Here is a 21,381-nt window from a genome sequence, read left to right as displayed (position 1 = left end):
CCGCGTACAGGTCGTGCGGCGCGAAGAACCCGATCGTGTTGTAACCCCAGTAGTTCCGCAGCCCCTTCTCCGCCAACCCGTGGTCGGTGATGAACTGGTGCACCGGCATCAGCTCGATCGCCGTCACACCCAGCTTGGTGAGGTGGTCGATGACCACGGGGTGCGCGATGCCCGCGTAGGTGCCGCGGAGGCGGTGCGGGATGTCCGGGTGGTTCATCGTCAGGCCGCGCACGTGGGCCTCGTAGATCACCGTCTCGTTGTACGGCGTCCTCGGGGCGCGGTCGTTGGACCAGTCGAAGAACGGGTTCACCACGACGGACTTCGGCACGTACGGCGCCGAGTCCTGGTCGTTGCGCTGGTCCGGCTCGCCGAACGGGTAGCCGAACAGCGACTCGTGCCACTCGACGCCGTCGGAGATCGCCTTGGCGTAGGGGTCGATGAGCAGCTTGTTCGGGTTGCAGCGCGGTCCGTGCTCCGGCTCGTACCGGCCGTGCACCCGGTAGCCGTAGTGCTGGCCGGGGCCGACGCCGATCAGGTAGCCGTGGTGGACGAAGCCGTCGACCTCCGGGAGCCTGACGCGGGTCTCCCCGCCCTCCTCGTCGAAGAGGCACAGCTCGACTTCGTCGGCGACCTCCGAGAAGAGTGCGAAGTTGGTGCCGACGCCGTCGTAGGTGGCGCCGAGTGGGTAGGGGGTTCCTGGCCAGGGCCGCAACTAGGTCTCCTCAGCAGGCAACCCGGTCCACCCGGTCGACGGAGGTCGACGGGGAGGGCCGGGGAGCGTGGCGGTCTTGGTGGTGTCGTCTACCCGAGTCCGCTCAGGACCGCTGGGCGTTCGCGCGGACCAGTTGGCCTCGCGCGGCTACCAGGAGGAGTCGTGCCTCCTGGAGTTCGCAGTAGCGGAGGTGTTCGCACGCCGCCTCCGCGCAGGCCATGGCCTGCTCCAGGGCGCCGTCGGTGCCGTGTTCGGTGCCGCGCAGCGCGCTGCGCAGCGACTCCTCGGCCCGCAGCGCACCGGACACCGGATCGGTCAGCACCGCGGGCCGGACGGCGGCCAGCACCTGCTCGACCGCGATCTCCAGGGCCTCCGTGGGGTGCACGGCGGTGATCAGACTTCCGGGCAGGGTTCCCGTTCGGGACGCAACCTCGGTGTTCACTGGGGAATGCCACCTCCAACCATTGGGCGGAATTGCTCCTCGGGTGACGTCTTGACGATACTCCGCAGGTCGGTGACCCGCGGTAACACGCTTGTTTCGGCTCATCAGCCCTGCCCTCCCGCCAGCGCGGCGACGACGGCGCGCACGTGTTCGTCGGCGAAGAGCTCCTCCAGCGTCACGGGCAGCGGGATCCGCCAGTTGGGGTACTGGTCGACCGTTCCCGGCAGGTTCGGCTGGCGCACCTCCCCGAGGGCGTCCTGCGGCGAGGTCAGCACCAGCACCGAGGGCGCCTTCGCGAGAAGGGTGTGGAACGCGGCGACGAGGTCATCCGTGGGCACACCCTCCTGGGTCATCAGCTCGACGAGCTGGTGGCGTTCCAGCTCGGCAGCGCTGTATTCCCCGTCGACCGGCCCGTCAAACAACCCGAGTTCGGCGCGGACGCGGACGTGCTCGGCGGCCAGGAACCCGGCGACCGTCGGCAGGTCGTGCGTCGAGATGCTCGCCATCGCCGACGACGTCCACTTCTCCGGCGGCACGAGCGGGTGGCCCGGCTCGTCGTAGTCGCGCTGGAACCACAGCACGGCGGAGCTGAGCATGCCCCGCTCGTGCAGCGTCTCGGTCACCTCGTCCTCGACCGTGCCCAGGTCCTCGCCCACGACGACCGCGCCTGCCCGGTGCGCCTCCAGCGCCAGCACGCCGAGCATCGCCTCGGCGTCGTAGCGCACGTAGGTGCCGCGGCCGGGCGACTCGCCCGGCGGGATCCACCACAGCCGCCAGAGCCCGGCGACGTGGTCGACCCGGATGCCGTCCGCGTGGCGCAGGACGCTGCGCAGCATCTCGCGGAACGGCGCGTAGCCCAGCGCGGCGAGCCGGTCCGGCCGCCACGGCGGGAGGCCCCAGTTCTGGCCCTGCTGGTTGAACGCGTCCGGTGGGGCGCCCACGGTGACGTTCGGCGCGAACGTGTCGCGCTGCGCCCACGTGTCCGCGCCGCCGGGGTGCACGCCGACCGGCAGGTCGTGGATGACGCCGACGGCCATGCCGGACTCGTGCGCCGCCAGCCGCACGTCGTCGAGCTGGGCTCGGCACAGCTGCTGGAGCCAGGCGTGGAAGGCCACCCGCTCCGGGTCGGCCAGCGCCGTCGCGGGGTCGCGCAGCGCCTCCGGCCAGGTCCGCCAGTCCGGGCCGTGGCGCTCGGCGAGCGCGCAGAACGTGGCGAAGTCGCGCAGCGCGGGGTCGGCGTCGAGGTCGACCCGGTCCCGGTGGTGCGGCCACAGCAGCTCCAGCGCGGCCGACTTCGCGCTCCACACGGCGTCGTAGTCGATCAGCTCGGTGCGGTTGTCCGGGCGCAGCGCGGCGACGGCCTCGCGGGTGGCCTGGTCGGCGTTCGAGTAGGCGGCGGTCGCGGTGACCCGCAGGTAGATCGGGTTCTGGTAGCGGCGGCTGGCGGGCGAGTACGGGGAGCGCTCCACCGGGTGCGTCGGGCTGATCGCCTGCACCGGGTTGACCAGCAGCACCCCGGCGTCCAGCTCCACGCTGGAGCGGCGGGCGATCGTGGCGAGGTCGGTGTAGTCGCCCATCCCCCACGACTCCTCGGACCGGCACGCGTAGAGCTGCACCATCCAGCCCCACGCCCTGGGCACGGTGGGCAGCCGCGCGGGCGTGACGATCACCGTCGACGTGCCTACCCGGTGGTAGCCCAGCGGCAGCTCGGCGGGCAGCTCGACCTCGGTGCCGTCCTCCAGCACCGCGGTCGCCGGGTGGCCGAGGTCGAGCACGCGACCCTCGCGGACGACGATCGTGGCGGGGAGGGTGTCCGGGGCGGCGGTGACGGCCGCCAGCGCGGCGCGCACGGCCTCCGGCGTCGAGGCGTCCACGTCCAACTGGGCGAGCACCGCTACGACGACCGGGGGATCGACGTCGACCCAGCGCTGCCCTGCGTCCTCGTAACGGGTGGCCACGCCGTGCGCCTCGGCCAGTGCGGCCAACTCGTCGTCCACGCGATCAGCTTTCTCTCAAGGGCGCCGCGGAAGCCAGGGCGGCACGACCTGGTCACCCGAAGGGCGCAGCTAATTCAGTGCGTCGTGTCAGGCCGGACGGGTGGTGGTGTGCTCCGTGACCGTGCGTCATGCCCTGCCGGTCGACTCCCTGACCGCCAACTGCCACGACAGTTCGTGCACCGATGATTCCCCATTCCCGCGGATGCTGCCGAGCAGCTCCGCCACGGCCTGCTCACCCTCCTCGCGCAGGGCGCCCTCGACGGCGGTGATGCCGACCGCGCGGGTGAGGTCCTGCCCGTCCAGGCTGACCAGCGAGAGGTCCTCGGGGATCCGGCGGCCGTCGCGGCGCAGCCGCATGAACACGCCCAGCGCCACCTCACCGCTCGCGCTGACCACCGCTGTGGGCAGCCGGTCGCCGTCCAGCAGCGCGTCCGCGACCTGCTCGCCGCCGACGACGGTCGGCGAGGACCACAGCGTCCACTCGGGACGGATCTCCAGGCCCAGCGCGACCAGCACCTCGTCGTAGGACTCGTCCACGCCGACGGCCAGCACCAGCGCGATGTCGCGGTGGCCGAGGTCGATCAGGTGGCCCACCGCGAGCCGCAGCGCGCTGCGCAGGTCGCCGTCGTCCACGGTCAGCACCGGCACGCCCAGCTCGGCCAGCGCCGCGGCCTCGTGCTCGGCCAGGGTGATCGACAGGGCGAGCACGCCGTCGACCCTGCGGCCCAGCGGCACGTCCTCGAAGAACCCGGTCCGCGCGTCGTCGTCGCCCAGCACGTAGAGCAGCACGTCGAACCCGGCCTGCCGCAGCGCGCCCTCGGCGCCCGCCAGCAGGTCGCCGCGGCCGACGTCGCCGGTCAGCACCGCTATGGCGTACCTGCGCCCGCCCGCGAGGCTGGAGGCGTCCCTGGCGATGGCGTACCGCATCCGCTTCGCCACCTCGGTGACGTACCGCCGCGTCGCCTCGGACACGCCGGGCTCGCCCCGCAGCGCGCGGGACACCGTCGCGGCGGACACACCTGCGGCGCGTGCCACGTCGGACATGCTGGTCACGTCCACCTCCCTGATCACGAGCCTACTGAGAACCGTACGGTGGGCCTCCGCCGAACACCCCACGACACCAGTCGTACGCGGAAGGACACCACCAGATGAAGACCGGCGATCTCGTCCCCGACTTCACGCTCCCCGACCAGCACGGCGCCTCGCGCACGCTGTCGGCCCTGCTGGAGGACGGGCCGGTCGTGCTGTTCTTCTACCCGGCCGCGCTGTCGGGCGGCTGCACCGTCGAGAGCTGCCACTTCCGCGACCTGGCCGCGGAGTTCGCGGAGGTCGGGGCGCGGCGGGTCGGCATCAGCACCGACTCCGTCAGCAGGCAGAAGCAGTTCTCCGACGCCCACTCGTTCGACTACCCGCTGCTGTCCGACGTGGACGGCGAGGTCGCGGAGGTGTTCGGCGTGAAGCGCCGCTTCGGGCCGCTGCCGGTGAAGCGGCACACGTTCGTGATCGGCACCGACAGCCGCGTGATCGAGGTGGTCAAGTCCGAGTTCGGCATGAACTCCCACGCCGACAAGGCGCTCGTCGCGCTGCGGGAGCATGCCGAGGCCTGATCCGGGGTACACGCGCCGCATGATCGGACAACTGAGGTCTGTCGTCGTCGACACCCGGGACCCCCGCGCCCTCGCCGCCTTCTACGCCGAGCTGCTCGGCGGGAAGGTCACCGACAACGACCACGACTGGGCCGTCGTGGTCGACGGCGAGGGTCGGCGGTTCGCGTTCCAGCTCTCCCCGGAGCACGAACCGCCGACCTTCCCCGACCCGAAGGGGTCGCAGCAGTTCCACCTGGACCTGCGGATACCGCGCGACGAACTGGACGAGGCCACCCGGAGGATCACCGAGCTGGGCGGGCGTCGGCTGGACGCGAGCGGCGAGGGCTTCCAGGTGTTCACCGACCCCGCCGGGCACACGTTCTGCCTGACCTGGGACTGATCAGCGGCCGTGCCAGGCCTCGTACAGGTCTCGCCCGAAGCTCGGCTCCACCTTCCCGCCGTTGTTGAGCGCGCGGGCGATGCCGGTGCGGAACACCCTGCTGAAGTGCGTGTAGTGGGGTGTCCTCGGTCGCTGCCACGCCAGGTTCACCGCCGTCTGGAGCTCCTGGGCGTCGGCCCGCTTGCCGTCGCGGAAGGTCGACTGCCGGGTCGGCGCCAGCGAGCCCATCTCGGACAGGATGAGCTGGCTCGACCGGCTGGTGAGGAAGTCGATCAGCGCCCGTGCGGCGCGGGGCTTGCCCTCCGGGCCCGACTTGGCGGAGATCGCGAGGTTCTGCCCGCCGAGCACGCTCGGCGTCCGCCAGGCGGTCACCCCGTAGCGGACGTCGTCGCGCAGGGTGTCCGACGCGACCGGCCAGTTCCGCATGAACAGCGTCGCCCCGGCCTGGAACGAGTCGATCGCCCCGTTCTCGGCCGACTTCGCGGCGGTGTCGTTCTCGGTGAGCACGAGGTCGGTGTCCTTCGCGGCGATGGCGAGGTTCTCGATGCCCTTGAGGTCCTCAGCACTGAGGTAGACCTCGTTCTCGTCCGTGTTCAGCGTCAGGTCACCGCTGTCGGTCACCATCTTGCCGCCCGCCGCCCAGATGGCCTCCAGCGCCGTGATGGTGAGGACCTCCTCGTCGGCGAGCTGCGCCGCGTTCGCCGCCTTGATCCCGTGCCCGCCCGCCTTCGCGGTGACCGCCGAGGCCTTGGCGGTCTGGCCGAAGTAGTCGTCCCACTCCTTCGGCGCGGTGACGCCGGGGATGTCGTCGCGGTAGAACACCAGGCCCGCGTCGGTGTTGAACGGCAGGGCCCACAGCTTGCCGCCGCGCTTGCAGGTCCCGAGGGCGCCGGGGATGAAGTCGCCCTCGTCGTCGGACTCGGAGAGGCTCGTCCCGTCCAGTTCCCGGATGTACCCGCTGTCGACGAACTGCGGCATCCAGACGAGGTCGAGGACGTACACGTCGGCCTCGTGCTTCCCACCGGGCTCGGCGTCGTTCACCATCCGCTCGTTCTGCTCGTCCGGTTCCCCCGGAACGGCGACGACCCGCACGGGGTTGTCCGGGTGCGACTGGCTCCACTGGCGGAAGAGCACGTTCCTGGGGTCGGTCACGCCCTCCCCGAACGCGGTCATCACGACGATCTCACCCCGTTCCAGGCCGGTCGGCGGCGGCATCGCGGCGATGCCGCCCGCGACGATCACGGCCACCGTGGCGAGGACGAGCACCACGCGCAGGGGCTTCCTCAGCAGCCTGATCAGCCACCGCAGGTCACCGAGCCGCGGCAGCCGCTCCGGGCTGCGCCAGATCGTGCCGATCGCCCTGGGCAGGACGTTGATGCAGATGCCGGAGACCACCACCATGATCCCGCTGACCGCCGTGAGCGCGATCGAGCCGGGGGTCCACCGCCGGTCCACCGCCGTCACCATGTACGCGGACGCCGAGGTGATCACCACGACCATCCCGACAGCGAAGGCGATGTAACCGATCTTCTTGCGCGGACTCCACCGTCCAGCGGGTTCGGACACGTCCCCCACACCCCTCACACCTGGTCATCCGCCGGAACGCGGCGCAGACGCCGGAATCCCCCGATTCCGGACGTGCGGTCGCCGAGGACGGTATCGGCAGCCGGGTGGGGAGAATTGATGTTCGGCGTTCTCCGCTACGGGTGTTCACCCGTAAAGCCCAACGGTCGCCCGCCGGTGGCGCGGAGCGCGGCGAGCACGAAGTCCGCGATCTCCCCGCCCAGCCGGGCAGGCGACTTGGGCCCGTCGGGGCGGTACCAGGTGGGCAGCTGGTTGATGACGCCGAGCGCGATCAGCACCGCCGTCTCGGCGGGCACGACCCGGCTGAACCGGCCGCTGACCTGCGCCTGCTCGACCACCGCGCGGAACGTCTCGTGGTAGCGCCTGCGCTCGGCGCGGAACGACGCCATCAGGTCGGCGTCCAGCCGGTGCATCTCGCGCATGAACACGGCGGCCTCGTCGACGCTCGACGCCGTCGTCTCGACCAGGCTCACGACGATCTCGCGGACGGTGGTGGCCGGATCGAGGTCAAGCGCCACGATCCGGTCCAGCTCCGCCATCTGCCTGCCGATCAGCGACCGGTAGATCTCGTAGAGCAGGTCGTCCTTCGACCCGAAGTAGTGGTACAGCGCGCCCTTGGTGACCTCGGCGGCCTCCACGACCTCCTGGACGGTCGTGGCGTCGAAGCCCTTGGCGGCGAACAGCCGCACGGCGGCGGCCATGATCCGGTTCTCCGTCCGGCTCAGCTCGCCGACGCCCGCCCGGCGCGCCACGTCGTCAGGCTCCCGGCGCGAGCGCGCGCACGAGGTCGAACTGGTCGGCGCCGGTCGGCAGCAGCGCGATGATCGGCGTGTCCACGCCGTTCGCCGCGTACTCCGCCACCTTCGCGCGGCACTGCTCCACGCTGCCGTGCACGACCAGGTCGTCCACGACGGCGTCGGGCACGAGCCTGTTGGCCGCCTTGCGGTCCCCCGCGGCCCAGGCCTCGTGCATCGGCGCCAGCGCCTCGCCGCGCCCCAGCCAGTCGTGGAACGCCGCGTACGCGGGCACGGTCAGGTAGCTGCTGATCAGCAGCCGTCCCAGGGCCCGTGCGGAGTCGACGTCCTCGGTCGGGCACACGAAGATGCGCGCCGCCAGCTCGGCGTCGCCCAGCTCGGCCCGCACCGTCGCCACGTCACCGGCGCCCAGCCAGTTCGTGATGGCCCCGTCGGCCTCCTTGGCGGCGAGCCGCAGCATGGTCGGCCGCAGTGCCGCGAGCATGATCGGCACCTTCCGCTCCGGCGCGCGCTCCAGCTTGAAGCCGCGCACGGTGAAGGTGTCGTACCGCTCGTCGACCTTCTCGCCCGCGAGCGCGGCCTTGAGGAAGCGCAGGGTGTCGCGGGTGCGCTTGAAGGGCTCGGTGAACTCGGCGGCGTTCCACCGGTTCACGATGGCGGGCGAGGACGACCCGATGCCGAGCACGAACCGCCCGCCCGACACCTCGGCGGCCGTCGCGGCGCTCATGGCCAGCAGTCCGGGACCGCGCGTGTAGACCGGTGTGATCGCCGTGCCGAGCCGGATCGAGTCCGACCACTGCGCCGCGAGCGCCAGCGGCGTGAACGCGTCGGTTCCGGTGGTCTCGGCGGACCACACGTCGGTGTACCCCAGCTCCGCCAGCTCGGAGACCAGCGCCCGGTGCTCCAGCACCGGGACACCGGTCAACGGCAGCGTGATTCCCCAACGACCCACGAGCGCCTCCTCAGAACACGCGACTGGCCGATACCCTACCTCGGGTACCGACCAGTCGGTATGTTCCACGCTTCCCCGTCGTTCGACTCGGGGGTTTCAGGCGGACCGGTGCGGGATACCCCGGTGAGGAGTCGCGCGTTCGGGGCGCTGGACTCGGGGGCCCGCCGTTCGCGGTGCCCTACAGCGCGATGCCGCGCTCGGCCAGCCAGGAGCTGGGGTCGACCTTCTGGCCGCCGTTCAGCCAGACCTCGAAGTGCAGGTGCGGGCCGGTGGACTGGCCGCGGTTGCCGATGGTGGCGATGAGGTCGCCCGCCTTCACCTGGGCACCCTGGGCCGCGATGATCTCGTTGACGTGCCCGTAGACGGTGGTGGTGCCGTCGGCGTGCTGCACCCGGACCCAGAGGCCGAAGCCGCTGGCGGGACCGGCTTCGACGACGACGCCGTCCATCGCGGACACGATGGGGGTGCCGATGGCGTTGGCGATGTCGACGCCGTAGTGCGTGGTGCCCCAGCGGGCGCCGTAGCCGGAGGTGTAGCTGCCCTCGGCGGGCTTCACGACCGTCGGCCGCTTGGCGGCCTCCTCCGCGGCGATCCTGGCCTCTTCGGCCGCCTGGGCCACGGCCTGCTCGTCGGCCTGACGCTTCAGCTCGGCCTGGCGCGCGGTGTAGCCGTCCTGGGCGAACCTGATGGCCTCGTCCACGTGCTGGCCCGCGTTCATCTGCTGGGCCCGCATGAGCTTCGCGGCCTCGAGGCCGGGCTGGATGACGTGCACGGTCTGCACGCCCCGCGTCGGAGCGGGTTGCGGGGCCAAGCTGCCCGCGGCCAGCTTGGCCGCCAGTTCGGCGCCGGGCTGCTCGACCGAGCCCCAGCCGTTCGCGACGCCCGCGGTGGTGGCGAGAGCGCCGGCCACGACGACGGCGGCGGCGGCGCGTCCGCCGAGGGTGGGTTTGGTGATCTCCACGCGATGCGCTCCACGGCGGCCTTCGGCCTTCGGGGGTGCCGTGAACACGCTTCGGCCGCGCGCAGTGCTGTGCCTGGCCAAGAGTGTGCCTTTCTGCCTCGGGGAGTTCGACCAGGACGGCTGGCGGGGGATCCAGTCGGTGTCGTTTCGGGGACGACGCCGTGTCCTGCTAGTTATCGAACCGTGACAAGCGGCAGGGAACGTAACCCGAGGTGACGAACATGGGCAAGTCTCGCGCTGCGAAGTGCGCATATTGGTGAGATAACCCACTTCTCACTACACAGAGTGACAATAGACGGTCGAGTCTCGAATTTCGCCGTTACCGGGCGCAGGACTTGACCGTTGACCGATTCCTAGACCAATAGCCGGGCAGAAGCATCACCGCTGGTCATCAGCTTGATCGTGCAAGACACCCGAACGAGGACCGCCCCGCTAGCACAGGGCAGGCGGGGCGGTCGGTGAACGGCTACGTCAGGTGACTACTTGTACTGCGGCGCGGCCGGGGGCAGCGGGTCGGCGGGCTTGCCCTCGTGGATCACCTTCATCGCGTTGAACCAGGTCGGAGCGGCGACCTCGCCACCGGTGAGGCCGGTCCGGCCGTTGTTGCCGCACAGCCTCGGGGAGCGGGCGTCGCAGATGACCTGCGGGGCCACGCCGTCGGTGAACGTCATGACCGCGCCCGCGTACTGCGGGGTCGCGCCCATGAAGGCGACCGACCAGTAGTTCTCGGTCGTGCCGGTCTTGCCGATCATCGGCCGGTTGAAGCCCTGCGACGCGCCCGCCGCCGTGCCGCCGGGCAGCGTGTCGTGGCTCATGCCCTGCGCCAGCGAGTCCGCCAGCTCCGGGGCGACGGTCTGCTCGCAGGCGGGCTCGTTGAGCTTCACCGGGTTGCCGTCGCGGTCCAGGATCTGCTCGACCGGCGTCGGCGGGCACCACACGCCGTGGCTGACGATGGTCGCGGCGACGTTCGACAGCTCCAGGACGCTGGTCGCGCCCGGACCGAGGGTGAACGACCCGCTGTTGTTCTGCTTGAACTGGTCCCCCTGGGACGGGCCGTTCGAGCCGTCGGCCTTCAGCGGGTCGCCCGCCTCGTTGACCCCCTGCATCGTCTCGCGCAGCCCGAGCCGGTAGGCCATGTCCACGACGTTGTCCAGGCCCGCCTTCTCCTCCAGGATGATGAAGCCGGTGTTGGGCGAGGTCGCCAGCGCCTTGGTCAGCGTCATCTTCGTGTCGGTGCCGTTCGAGTAGTTGCGAACGGTGTAGGGCTTGCCCCCGTTCTGGTAGACCCTCGACGTGTAGACGTTCGGGACGTCGATCTCCCGGTCGATGCCGGTGACCTTCTTCTCCAGCGCCGCGGCGGCCGTGAACACCTTGTAGATGGAGCCCGCGCCGAAGCGCGTCACCTCCGCCGGGAGCGAGTAGGCGCTCTGCCCGGCCTCGGCGTTGTTGCCGAAGTCGCGGTTCGCGGCCAGCGCGCGCACGCGGTGCTTGTCCGAGCCGGGTTGGACGACCGCCATGGCGTTCGCGACGCCCTCCGTCGTCTTGGGCACCTGGCCCTCGGCCGCCTGCTTGGCGGCGACCGTGGCGACCGGGTCCATCGTGGTCTTGATCGTGTACCCGCCGCGGAACAGGTCGTCCTTCTTCATCCCGGACTTCTGGAGGTAGTCCAGCAGGTACTGGCAGAAGAAGCCGTACACCGGACCGTCACCGGCGCCGACGCAGCCGTTGGGCAGGAGCTGGAGGTCGGCGACCACACCCGGCTCGGCGGCCTTGTACTCGGTCGCCTTCGCCTCGGCGACGGCCTTGTCCGCGCCGAACGCCTCGTTGTCGCGCATCCGGTCGATCACCGTGTTGCGGCGCTTGATCGCCGCCTCCGGACCCCTGCCGGGGTTGAGCACGCTGGGCTGGTTGACCAGACCGGCCAGCATCGCGGCCTGCGGCACGGTCAGCTTGTCCGGGGTCGTGCCGAAGTACGCCTTGGCGGCCGCGCCCACGCCGTACGTGCCGTTGCCGAACGGCACGATGTTCAGGTAGGCGGTGAGGATCTCCTCCTTGGTCATCACCTGCTCCAGCTGGAGCGCCACGCGCGCCTCGCGGAGCTTGCGCCCCGCGGTCGCCTCGGTGGCCTTCTCGTACGCCTCGTTGGAGCCGCCGCCCAGCACGAACGCCAGGTAGTTCTTCACGTACTGCTGCGTCAGCGTCGACGCGCCCTGCGACACCTCGCCGTCGGCACCGGCCTTGGCCGCCGCACGGGCGATGCCCTGCCAGTCGACTCCCTTGTGGAGGAAGAACCGCTTGTCCTCGATCGCGATGATCGCGGCCTTCATCGTGTCCGCGATCTGCTCGTACTGCACCGGGATCCGGTACTGGTCGTACAGGTACGCGATGGGTGCGCCGTTCATGTCCTGGACCGTGGTGACCAGGGGCAACTCCCCCTTGGCCAGCTCACCCGAAGTCTGGTCGACCGTGTCCGCGGCGCGGTTGGACGCAAGTCCCAACCCGCCGACGACGGGGAACATGACCGCCGCGAGCAGCACGCCCGCCGCAAGGCACAACCCCACCAACTTGACCAGCCCCGTCGCACGCGCGAACACGAAACCCGCAACCCCTTCCGAACTGGCGGAGATCCCCTTGTCCTTATAAGTCGCACGGGACCGCGTGCAGGTTGCTTGACGAACGGCAAATTCTGCGCGATCACACCGACGATGTGGTGAACGTACTCCTGGTGGGTTGTGGCGCCTGTGAGGGCGGGTGGTCGGTGATGCGGGCCCCTGCTGCTAGTACCCGATCGTGGCGGGTTCGAATCGCGGGACGGGAGCGGGAGCGGCCGCGGCTCCCCCGGTGATCGGCTGGGATGGCCGCCGGTTCGGAGGTGCTCGCCGGTTCCGGCGTGGTGCGGCCGATGTGACCAGGGGCTCCTCCTGCGAGCCCGTGATCGGGGCGGAAGCCTGTCCGATCCTCGAAGTGGAGGCTCACGACCGCGAGTCGAACCGGCCGCGTTCCGCGGCCGGTCGGGTCGACTCCTCCAGGGATCGGTTTTCGCGCTTCAGTGCGGTCCCTGGAGCTTTATCGTCGCCGTCGCTCTTCTGACCTCGGCGTTCGCGTGGCCCGGCAGCAGGTCCGCCAGGAAGCCGTAGGCCTTCACGTCGCCTTCTTCCCGCTTTCCCACCGTGCGCCACCAGGCTGCTATGTCTCCCCAGCCCGGTGCGGAGAGGGATCCGCCGAAGTGCTGCACCGAGAGGGCCGCGCAGAGGTTCGCGAACCTGACGCGGTGTTCCAGTGGCCAGCCCGCCAGGGTGCCCAGCACGAAGCCCGCGCCGAAGACGTCCCCTGCTCCGGTGGAGTCCAGCGGGGCCACGTTGAGGCCCGGTACGTCCGCTTTTTCACCTGTTGAGGCGTCGTAGGCGAAAGCGCCCCCTCCTCCTCTCGTGACCACCACCACCGGAACGTGTTCGGACAGGGCGACCGCTGCGTCCTCCGCCGTGTCCTTGCGGGTGTAGTGGGTCGCTTCCTTGTCGTTCGGGAGGAAGTAGTCGTAGCCGTCCAGGCGGGTGAGCAGTGACGGTGCCCATACCTCGGTGCGGTCCCAGCCGATGTCGGCGAACAGGAGCGCGCCCTGCGCCTTGGCGCGGGCGACCCACTGCTCCTCCTCCGGTTGGATGTGGACGAAGGCGGCGCGCGTCGGGGGCGGGGTCTCCAGGAGCTTGTCGGCCGAGATCGGTGGGCGGTGGCCGTGGGTGACCATGCTGCGGTCGTTCTCCATGGCCATCGACACCGTGACCGGCGAGTGCCAGCCGTAGAAGCGGCGGCAGTAGGTCAGGTCGACGCCCTCCTGCTCCGAGAGGGTTTCCCAGCAGAAGTCGCCGTAGACGTCCTCGCCGAAGGCGGCGGCCAGCGCCGTCCGCAGTTGCAGGCGGCTCAGGGCCACCGCGAGGTTGGCTATGCCGCCGGGGCACGAGCCCAGGCCCTCGGCCCAGACCTCGGTGCCCGCGGCGGGCGGGCGGGGCAGGCCGGTGAAGATGATGTCCAGGAACACCGTGCCCGACAACAGCACGTCGAAGGCGGGCGGTTCGGCGGTCGTCATCCCCCTACGATGCCGGCCGACGGGGGCTCAGCCGTCCATCGACGCCAACATCTCGCGCAAACGTGCCAGGGCGCGGTGCTGCGCCACCCGCACGGCGCCCGCGGTGGAGCCGACGGCGGTGGCGGTCTCCTCGGCGGTGAGGCCGACGGCGACGCGGAGCACGAGGATCTCGCGCTGGCGGTCCGGGAGGCGGTGCAGCAGCTGCACGACGGTCTCCAGCGTCTCGCCGTTCACGGCTCGCTGCTCGGGGCCTGCTTCGAGGGTGGGGCAGTCCGGGAGTTCCGGGACCACCTCGGAGCGGCTGCGGACGGCGCGGCGGCGGGCGTCGGCGACCTTGTGGGCGGCGATGCCGTAGACGAACGCGAGGAACGAACCGGGCTCGTAGCGGTACTTGGACAGCGCGGAGACGACGGCCAGGCAGACCTCCTGCGCGATGTCCTCGGCCGAGACGAGCGTGCGTTCACGGCTGCCGACGCGGGCGCGGCAGTAGCGCAGCACGAGCGGCTGGATGCGTGCCAGCAGCTGCTCGACGGCGCGGCGGTTGCCCGCGAGGGCCTGGTCGACGATGTCGACCAGTTCAGCCTCGACGAGCCACTGGGTGCTCACGACGGGGGCGGCGGACCCCGTGATCAACCGGACGTGGGGCCGACCGACCGGGCGTTCGTCGCCGTCCGAACCGATGCCGAACCCGACACCGGCGCGCACAGACGATGGATGGACCATCCGGCGACCTCCTCGATCACAGCGTCCCGGCGTTGCCCGGCTCACAGGAGAAGGAGTCCCCAGTCGTGCCGCTGATACCGCCTTCTTCAAGCTGACCACGAAGATGGGCCGAAAGGCCTGGGGGGCACCCGGTCGGGGGCGCACGTCGACCGAACGGAGCAACGCGTCAGGCTTTCACGTACCCGAACTGCCGCACGTCGAGGTAGCCGACCCGGAAACCCGCCTCCGAGTAGGCGAGGTAGAACTCCCACATCCGCTTGAACGTCTCGTCGAAGCCGAACCCGTTGATGTCGTCCCACCTGGTCAGGAAGGTCTCGCGCCACTGCCGCAGGGTCTCGGCGTAGTCGGCGCCGAAGGCGCGCGACGCCTCCTGCCGCAGGCCGGTGTGCTCGCGGACGGTCTTGTCGATCGCCTGGACGGACGGGATCAGACCACCGGGGAACACGTACTTGTGGATCCACGTGTAGCTCTGCGCGCTGGCCAGCATCCGGTCGTGCGGCATCGTGATGGCCTGGAGGCCGACCCGCCCACCGGGCACGAGCACCCGGTCGAGGACGCCGAAGTAGGTCGGCCAGTACTCGACGCCGACGGCCTCGATCATCTCGACGCTGACCACGGCGTCGTACTCCCCGCGCTCCTCGCGGTAGTCGCGCAGGTGGATGTCGACGCGGTCGGACAGGCCCGCGTCGGCGACCCGCCGCTGGGCGAGCTTGCGCTGCTCGGCGGAGATCGTCAGCGACGTCACGGTGGCACCGCGCTGCGCGGCCCGCACGGCCAGCGCGCCCCAGCCGGTGCCGATCTCCAGCACGCGGCTGCCCTCGCGGACCCCCGCGTAGTCGAGCACGCCGTCGATCTTGCGGAGCTGCCCGGCGACCAGGTCGTGGTCGCCGTCCGGGTCGAACAGGGCGGACGAGTAGCTCATCGTCTCGTCCAGGAACGTCGCGAACAGGTCGTTGGACAGGTCGTAGTGGCGGTGGATGTTGTCCCGCGCGCCCTCGACGGAGTTGGTCTCGGAGTCGGGGTGGCGCAGCTCGACCCAGCGGCGCATGAGCTGGAGCCTGGGGTGGATCAGCGTGGAGAGCTTCGCGGCGAACGCGCTGAGCAGGTCCGCGAGGGCCGTCGAGCTCCAGTCGCCGACCATGTACGCCTCGCCGAAGCCGATCTTGGCGTCGGCGCCGAGGCGGTGGAAGAACGCGGTGGGCCGGTGGATGCGCATGACCGGCGTGTCCGGGCCGCCCGCGCCGAGGCGGACGCCGTCGGGCAGCACGACGCGGACGGGCAGCGACGCGACCGCTCGGCGGAACAGCGCCTCGGCGACCTTCGCCTTGAACGGCGAGCGGGGCGGGGTGGTCAGCCCCGGCCACACACCCTGGTTCGGGCGGGGCACCGACACGTCGATGGTGCTCATCGGTCACTCCTGGGGGTGATGGGCAGGCGGCGCAGCCACAGCGTGACGCCGTGGATCCGGATGAGGGTGGACACGCGGAGGGTCATCAGCGGCCTGCGCACGAGCAGGCGGACGAGGTTCGCCGGGGAGACCGTCCTGCGGACGCCGTGCAGGCCCGCGGTGAACGGGGTCCTCCCGTTCTGCCGCAGCGCGATGGTCACGGACAGCTCCTCGCCCGGTTCGGGCAGCCGCATGAGGTAGCGGCCCCCCATGTCGAGGAACGGCGACACGTAGAACGCCTTGTCGACCTCGGCGCGGCCCGCGCCGTCGGTCTCCAGCAGGTAGGGGTGCCGTTCGCCGTAGGTGTTGTGGACCTCCGCGACGACGCACGCCAGCGCGCCGTCGGGGCGGTGGCACCAGTAGACGGACAGCGGGTTGAACACGTGGCCGAGCAGGCGGGCGTTGGCGAGCATGAGCACCCGTCCACCCGCGAGGTCGACGCCGCGGTCGGCCAGCCACCGGTCCAGGTTCTCGCGGATCGTGCCGGTCCTCGCGTCCGCGTGCGGTCCGAAGTGGTCACGCGCCTCGAACCGGGCGAACGGCCGGAGCCACCACGGGAGCCGGGGCAGCCGGTCGAGGTCGACCAGCCACAGGTAGACGCTGTGGCTGAACGCGCGGTCGATCCGCTCGCGCCGGGTGTGGCTGACCCGCGCCTCGTAGAGAGCCGTCACCAACGCACCCCGAGGCTCTCGGCGGCTCTGACGCCCGACGCGCAGCCGTCCTCGTGGAAGCCCCAGCCGTGGTAGGCGCCCGCGAACGCGGTGACGTCGGTGTTGAGGGAGGGCAGTCGGCGTTGCGCGGCGACCGATTCCGGCGTGTACAGCGGGTGCTCGTAGACCATCTTGGCCAGCACGGTGCGCTCGTCCACCCGGTCGGTGGCGTTGAGCGTGACGACGTAGTCGAGCGGTTCGACCAGCCGCATCAGGCGGTTCATGTGGTAGCTGACGACGACGGGCCCCTCCTGCTGGTGGCAGGAGGTCTTGAGCAGGTTCCACGACGCCTGGGCGCCGCTGGTCCTCGGCAGCACGCTCGGGTCGTTGTGCAGCCAGGTCTCGTTGCGGGAGTAGGAGAACGCGCCGAGCACGGCCTCCTCCTCGCCGGTCGCGTCGCCGAGCAGCCGCAGCGCCTGGTCGGGGTGGGTGGCCACGACGACCTTGTCGACCCGGTGCCGCTGGTCCGCGTCGTCGCGCAGCTCGACGCCGTCGGCCGTGCGCACGACCGAGCGGACCGGGGTGGACACGTGCACGGCGGTCAGGCCCTTGGCGGCGCGTTCGACGTAGCTGCGCGAGCCGCCGACGACGGTGCGCCACTTCGGCGTGCCGCCGATGGCGAGCATCCCGTGGTTGGCGAGGAACTCGAACAGGTAGCGCGCCGGGTAGCGGGTGCTCAGGCCGGGGCCGGAGGACCAGACGGCGGACACGACCGGCACCACGAAGTGGTCGACGAAGTAGCGCGAGTAGCCGCCGATGGCGAGGAACGCGCCGAGCGTGACGTCCTCGGCCTCCGGGGAGTCCAGGAGCCTGCGGGCGTGCCGGTGGAAGCGGGTGACCTCGGCGAGCATCCGCAGGTAGGCGGGCTTGGCCAGGTTGCGCGGCTGGGCGAACAGGCCGGGCAGCTTGCGGGCGCCCGCGTACTCCAGGCCGCAGCCGTCGCAGCGCACGCTCATCGACATCTCGGAGTCCTGGGTGGACACGCCGAGCTCGCGGAACAGGCGCAGCAGGTTCGGGTACGTGCGCTCGTTGTGCACGATGAACCCGCTGTCCACCAGGGCGGTGCCGCCGTCCGGAGTGGTCAGCTCGTGGGTGTGCGCGTGGCCGCCGAGCCGGTCGTCCGACTCGAACAGCAGCACGTCGTGCTGCCGCTGGAGCAGGTAGGCCGCGGTCAGGCCGGACACGCCGCTGCCGATCACGGCGACCCGTCGACGCCCGGATTCCTGTGCCACGGGTGTGTCCTCTCGTCAGTGTGCTGTCTTGAGCGGGACGTCCAAGCCGTCCGGCGCGCGTTCCCGCATGGCGTTCGCGATGTGGGGCGCCCTCGGTTCGAACCCCAGCTCGCCCAGGACGAAGTCCACGACGAGCCGGGTCCAGTCGCGGGCGCGCTTGAGCATCGCGTGGCCGTCGCCCTGCACGGAGAACCTGGCGACCCGGTCGGCGACCGTCTTCGCCAGCACGGCGTACCGGTAGGACGCGGCGGGGTCGGTCATCCGCTCGCGGTCGCCGTGGGCGATGAGCAGCGACCGGCCCGCGAGCTGCCGGAACGGTTCACCGGGTTCGATCCACGGGGCCAGCGCGCACACGGCCACCACCGCGGGGTGGTCGGCGACGCGCAGCGCGGTGCGCCCGCCCATGGAGTGGCCGACGAGCACGACGGGGACGCCGGGGTGCTCGCGCTCGACCTCGGCCAGCGCCCACCGGGCGTCGCGCACGGGGTCGAGGTCGGGGGCGTTCCAGCCGCGCACGCGGTAGCGGAGCATCCGCACCTCCAGGCCGCGGCGGCGGCCCGCGGCGTGCAGGGCTCGGCCGAACGGCAGCATCCGCAGGACGGCGAGCTGGTAGCGGGTCACCCGGCCGTGGCCGCGCGACCGTCCACCGTGCAGCACGAGTGCCACGGCGCGCACGTCGGCCGAGGCCGCGAGCACGTCGACTTGGGGCTCCATGCCGTCATGTTCGTGACGGCCCCACCCCGCGGTTGGGCAGTGCGATCCAGATCACAGGGACTTCACGCCGTCGGGCGGTCCGGTCGGGGGACGCAGTTCGGCGAGCACCGCGCGGACGGCCGGACTGGCGTCGGCGCTGCGCCGCCAGGCCGCGGTCACCGCCCGTTCCGGGCGCCGCCGCAGCCTCCGGGAGACCAGCTCCTCGCCCAGCGGCGGGCGGGCCAGGCGCGGGATCAGGGCGACCACCTCACCCGAGGCGACCAGGGAGAGCTGGGTGGCGAAGTCGTCGACCAGGTGGCGCACGTCGTGCTCCCCCGGCACGTCGGCGATCAGGCGGCGGAACCACTGGTGGCACACCGAACCGGGCGGGCTGGTGACCCAGGCGTGGCCCGCGAGGTCGGCGCGGTCGAGCGGCTCGTCGACGAGTGCGAGCGGGTGCTCCCGGTGCACGACGAGGTCGCCGACGTCGGTGTGCAGGTGGCGCTGGACCACCGAGGGCGGCGGGGACGGCGGCAGCCCGTCGGCGTCGTGGACGAGGGCGAGGTCGGCCGCGCCGGACTCGACGGCGTGGAGGGCCTGGTCGGGGTCGCGCTCGACGACGTGGACGCGCAGGTCGGGGTGGCGCGCGGACAGCCGGGGGATGGCGGGTGCGAGCAGCCCGCGGACCGCGGTCGAGAAGGCGGCCACCCGGAGCACGCCGCTCGGTGTGCCCTCGGAGGCGGACCTGGCCGCCTCGACGCAGCGTTCGAGGGCCTGGAACACCTCCGACGCCGAGTCGACGACGGCCTGGCCCGCCGGGGTCAGCACGACCCCGCGGCCCGCGGGCGCGAGCACGGGCACACCGACCTGCCGTTCCAGCCTCTTGATCTGCTGGGACACCGCGGAGGCCGTGAACCCCAGCTCGTCGGCGGCCCGCGACAGCGTTCCCAGCTCGGCCACCGACCGCAACGCGCGCAACGCGCCGACGTCAACCATGAAGCAACGCTACGCGGTACCGGCAAAAAACCATCGCTGGACCGCAGCAGTGGGGCGCGGGCAGCATCGGAGCCATGACCGATCAGCTCTTCGGCTCGAACGTCGTCGCCATGGTGACCCCGATGACCCCCGACGGCGCGCTCTGCGAGCCGGGGCTCGCCGCGCTCGTGGACCACCTGCTGGCCACCGGCTGCGACGGGATCGTCGTCGGCGGGACCACCGGGGAGTCGCCCACCCTGACCGACGCGGAGGCCGCCCGGCTCGTGCGCGCCGTGGCGGACCGGTCGCACGGCCGGGCTCGGGTGATCGCCGGGGTCGGCACCTACGACACGGCCGCCAGCGCCGACCGGGCCCGCGCAGCCGAGGCCGCCGGGGCCGACGCGCTGCTGCTCGTCTGCCCGTACTACTCCCGGCCGACCCAGGCCGGGGTGGTGGCGCACTGCACGACCGTCGCCGACGCCACCGACCTGCCGGTGATGCTCTACGACATCCCGGCGCGCACCGGCACCGCGATGGAGGAGGCCACGCTGGTCGACCTCGCGGACCACCCCCGGATCCGGGCGGTCAAGGACGCCAAGGGCGACCTGTTCGAGGCGGTGTCCGTCATGGCCCGCACGCCCCTGGCCTACTACTGCGGCATCGACGAGCTGAACCTCGCCTACCTCGCGTGCGGCGCGACGGGGGTGGTCAGCGTCGTGGGCAACGTCGTCGCCGACCGCAACGCCGAGCTGATCCGCGCGGTCCGCGGCGGCGACCTCGACTCGGCGAGGGCCCTCCAGCGGTCGCTGATCCCGCTGGTGGACGCCGTCATGAGGACGTCCCAGGGGGCGATCATGGCCAAGGCCGCGCTGGCCGCGCTCGGGATCATCCCGCACGCGTCGGTGCGCCTGCCGCTGCTCGAATCGCCGCCGCCGCACCTCGAACGGCTGGCGAGCGCCCTGGCGACCGTCGCCGCGCCCGTCTGAGCGCGGGCGCGGGAGCCACGCGTTAAAGTCCGGCCGTGGTCGAACACCTGAGCATCCCCACCCCCGCGGGCACCTTCGACGCCATCGGCGCGGGTCCCGAGGACGGCCGTCCCGTCCTGCTGCTGCACGGGTTCCCGCAGGGCGCGTCGTGCTGGGACCACCAGGTGGAGGTGCTCGGCGCGCAGGGCTACCGGGCGGTCGCGCCCGACCAGCGCGGCTACTCCCCCGGCGTGCGGCCGACGACCGTGGCCCAGTACGGCACCGGCGAACTCGTGGGCGACGTGCTGGCCGTCGCGGACGAGCTGGCGTGGCCGGTGTTCGACCTCGTCGGCCACGACTGGGGCGCCGCGGTCGCGTGGCACACCGCCGCCGACCACCCGGACCGGCTGCGGTCGCTGACGGCCGTGTCGACGCCCCACCCGGCGGCGCTGGCGAACGCGATCCGCACGGACGAGGACCAGCACGCGCGGTCGGCGTACATGACCGAGTGGCGGAACTCGAACACCGAGAAGCGGATGCTCGACAACGACGGCGAGGCCCTGCGCAGGCTGTTCGAGTGGAAGGTGTCGCCGAGCAAGGTCGACGAGTACGTGCGGCGGCTGTCGGAGCCGGACGCGATGACGGCGGCGCTCAACTGGTACCGGGCGAGCCGCGCGGGCAGCCGGGTCGAGAAGGTGACCGTGCCGACGATGTACATCTGGAGCACGGAGGACCCCGCGTTCGGTTCGGCTGCGGCGTTCGACACGGAGAACTGGGTGAGCGGGCCCTACCACTTCCAGATGGTGGAGGACGTGTCGCACTGGATCCCGGACGAGGCGTCGGAGCTGCTGAGCAGCCTGCTGATCGCCCACCTGTCCGTGCGCTGAACGCCCGCCCCGCGGCGGGAATTCCCCCGTGGCGAATGTCGGCCACACGTGAACCGTTGAAGCTTCTACAACGTGATCAGGGCATGACGAAGGAGTTGACCTACTCGGAGTGGCGAGTCGCGACCCTCGCCGCCGCCGGCCACACCAACCGAGCGATCGCGAAACGCCTGCACATCACCGTGAGCACGGTCGAACAGCACCTGACCAGGGTGTACCGGAAGCTCGGCGTGGGCCGCAGAGCCGACCTGATCGGACACGAGGCCCTAGTCTGAGGGC

The 21,381-nt window shown here is 71.5% G+C and carries 20 protein-coding genes and 1 pseudogene; 5 read left to right on the top strand and 16 right to left on the bottom strand.

The features are described 5' to 3' along the window. From AC156L_RS36855 to AC156L_RS36840, 4 genes and pseudogenes are all read right to left on the bottom strand, one after another. Positions 1 to 712: pseudogene (locus tag AC156L_RS36855) on the bottom strand (glycogen debranching enzyme); the annotation flags it as partial. Positions 713 to 815: 103 nt separating this feature from the next. Then, entirely contained in the window at positions 816 to 1,154 is a 339-nt protein-coding gene (locus tag AC156L_RS36850; RefSeq protein ID WP_330878786.1) for a hypothetical protein, read from the bottom strand. Between the two features lie 104 nt (positions 1,155 to 1,258). Next, positions 1,259 to 3,151 (bottom strand): 4-alpha-glucanotransferase, encoded by a 1,893-nt coding sequence (gene malQ, locus AC156L_RS36845; protein WP_330878785.1) that lies wholly within the window; start codon positions 3,149 to 3,151, stop codon positions 1,259 to 1,261. A 126-nt stretch (positions 3,152 to 3,277) separates the two neighbouring features. Further along, complete coding sequence (locus AC156L_RS36840) at positions 3,278 to 4,195, bottom strand: LacI family DNA-binding transcriptional regulator (protein ID WP_330878788.1); 918 nt, start codon at positions 4,193 to 4,195, stop codon at positions 3,278 to 3,280. 104 nt (positions 4,196 to 4,299) lie between these two features. Here AC156L_RS36840 and AC156L_RS36835 point away from each other — a divergent pair, with 104 nt between their 5' ends. Next, positions 4,300 to 4,758 (top strand): peroxiredoxin, encoded by a 459-nt coding sequence (locus AC156L_RS36835; RefSeq protein ID WP_330878784.1) that lies wholly within the window; start codon positions 4,300 to 4,302, stop codon positions 4,756 to 4,758. 19 nt (positions 4,759 to 4,777) lie between these two features. Then, entirely contained in the window at positions 4,778 to 5,137 is a 360-nt protein-coding gene (locus AC156L_RS36830; RefSeq protein ID WP_330878783.1) for a VOC family protein, read from the top strand. Here AC156L_RS36830 and AC156L_RS36825 read toward each other — a convergent pair whose 3' ends face one another. The 12 genes from AC156L_RS36825 to AC156L_RS36770 all read right to left on the bottom strand — a co-directional run bounded on the left by AC156L_RS36825 (position 5,138) and on the right by AC156L_RS36770 (position 19,274). Then, positions 5,138 to 6,637 (bottom strand): extracellular solute-binding protein, encoded by a 1,500-nt coding sequence (locus AC156L_RS36825; protein WP_330878782.1) that lies wholly within the window; start codon positions 6,635 to 6,637, stop codon positions 5,138 to 5,140. A 200-nt stretch (positions 6,638 to 6,837) separates the two neighbouring features. Then, on the bottom strand, positions 6,838 to 7,473 hold the full coding sequence (locus AC156L_RS36820) for a TetR/AcrR family transcriptional regulator (RefSeq protein ID WP_330878781.1): 636 nt from the start codon (positions 7,471 to 7,473) through the stop codon (positions 6,838 to 6,840). A 4-nt stretch (positions 7,474 to 7,477) separates the two neighbouring features. Further along, a complete protein-coding gene (locus AC156L_RS36815) occupies positions 7,478 to 8,428 on the bottom strand; it encodes an LLM class F420-dependent oxidoreductase (RefSeq protein ID WP_330878780.1) in 951 nt (316 codons plus the stop codon). 178 nt (positions 8,429 to 8,606) lie between these two features. Continuing rightward, positions 8,607 to 9,389, bottom strand: coding sequence for a M23 family metallopeptidase (locus AC156L_RS36810; protein ID WP_330878779.1), 783 nt, complete (start codon positions 9,387 to 9,389; stop codon positions 8,607 to 8,609). Between the two features lie 479 nt (positions 9,390 to 9,868). Next, positions 9,869 to 11,983, bottom strand: a complete 2,115-nt coding sequence (locus AC156L_RS36805; protein WP_330878778.1) for a transglycosylase domain-containing protein — start codon at positions 11,981 to 11,983, stop codon at positions 9,869 to 9,871. Positions 11,984 to 12,435: 452 nt separating this feature from the next. Continuing rightward, complete coding sequence (locus AC156L_RS36800; RefSeq protein WP_330878777.1) at positions 12,436 to 13,473, bottom strand: carbohydrate kinase family protein; 1,038 nt, start codon at positions 13,471 to 13,473, stop codon at positions 12,436 to 12,438. Between the two features lie 27 nt (positions 13,474 to 13,500). Next, the gene (shbA, locus tag AC156L_RS36795) at positions 13,501 to 14,196 is read right to left on the bottom strand and encodes an RNA polymerase sigma factor ShbA (protein ID WP_330878776.1); all 696 of its coding nucleotides are present in this window, start codon (positions 14,194 to 14,196) and stop codon (positions 13,501 to 13,503) included. Between the two features lie 166 nt (positions 14,197 to 14,362). Continuing rightward, on the bottom strand, positions 14,363 to 15,604 hold the full coding sequence (locus tag AC156L_RS36790; RefSeq protein WP_330878775.1) for a cyclopropane-fatty-acyl-phospholipid synthase family protein: 1,242 nt from the start codon (positions 15,602 to 15,604) through the stop codon (positions 14,363 to 14,365). After that, positions 15,601 to 16,317, bottom strand: a complete 717-nt coding sequence (locus AC156L_RS36785) for a DUF1365 domain-containing protein (protein ID WP_330878774.1) — start codon at positions 16,315 to 16,317, stop codon at positions 15,601 to 15,603. Before AC156L_RS36785 ends, AC156L_RS36790 begins: the two co-directional genes overlap by 4 nt. Continuing rightward, positions 16,311 to 17,585, bottom strand: coding sequence for an NAD(P)/FAD-dependent oxidoreductase (locus AC156L_RS36780; RefSeq protein WP_330878773.1), 1,275 nt, complete (start codon positions 17,583 to 17,585; stop codon positions 16,311 to 16,313). Before AC156L_RS36780 ends, AC156L_RS36785 begins: the two co-directional genes overlap by 7 nt. A 15-nt stretch (positions 17,586 to 17,600) precedes the next feature. Continuing rightward, on the bottom strand, positions 17,601 to 18,299 hold the full coding sequence (locus tag AC156L_RS36775; RefSeq protein ID WP_330878772.1) for an alpha/beta hydrolase: 699 nt from the start codon (positions 18,297 to 18,299) through the stop codon (positions 17,601 to 17,603). 51 nt (positions 18,300 to 18,350) lie between these two features. Beyond that, positions 18,351 to 19,274, bottom strand: coding sequence for a LysR family transcriptional regulator (locus AC156L_RS36770; protein WP_330878771.1), 924 nt, complete (start codon positions 19,272 to 19,274; stop codon positions 18,351 to 18,353). A gap of 74 nt (positions 19,275 to 19,348) precedes the next feature. On the opposite strand from AC156L_RS36770, the gene dapA reads away from it, so the two are divergent. The 3 genes from dapA (at position 19,349) to AC156L_RS36755 (ending at position 21,377) form a co-directional block, all read left to right on the top strand. Beyond that, the gene (dapA, locus tag AC156L_RS36765; RefSeq protein ID WP_330878770.1) at positions 19,349 to 20,239 is read left to right on the top strand and encodes a 4-hydroxy-tetrahydrodipicolinate synthase; all 891 of its coding nucleotides are present in this window, start codon (positions 19,349 to 19,351) and stop codon (positions 20,237 to 20,239) included. 35 nt (positions 20,240 to 20,274) lie between these two features. Beyond that, on the top strand, positions 20,275 to 21,105 hold the full coding sequence (locus AC156L_RS36760) for an alpha/beta fold hydrolase (protein ID WP_330878769.1): 831 nt from the start codon (positions 20,275 to 20,277) through the stop codon (positions 21,103 to 21,105). 83 nt (positions 21,106 to 21,188) lie between these two features. Then, the gene (locus AC156L_RS36755; RefSeq protein WP_414720024.1) at positions 21,189 to 21,377 is read left to right on the top strand and encodes a helix-turn-helix domain-containing protein; all 189 of its coding nucleotides are present in this window, start codon (positions 21,189 to 21,191) and stop codon (positions 21,375 to 21,377) included. Positions 21,378 to 21,381: the final 4 nt, after the last annotated feature.

It is taken from the genome of Umezawaea sp. (genome assembly GCF_057122925.1).
Note: the sequence above shows the minus strand (reverse complement) of the source record. Positions and strands in the feature narration are given on the sequence as shown.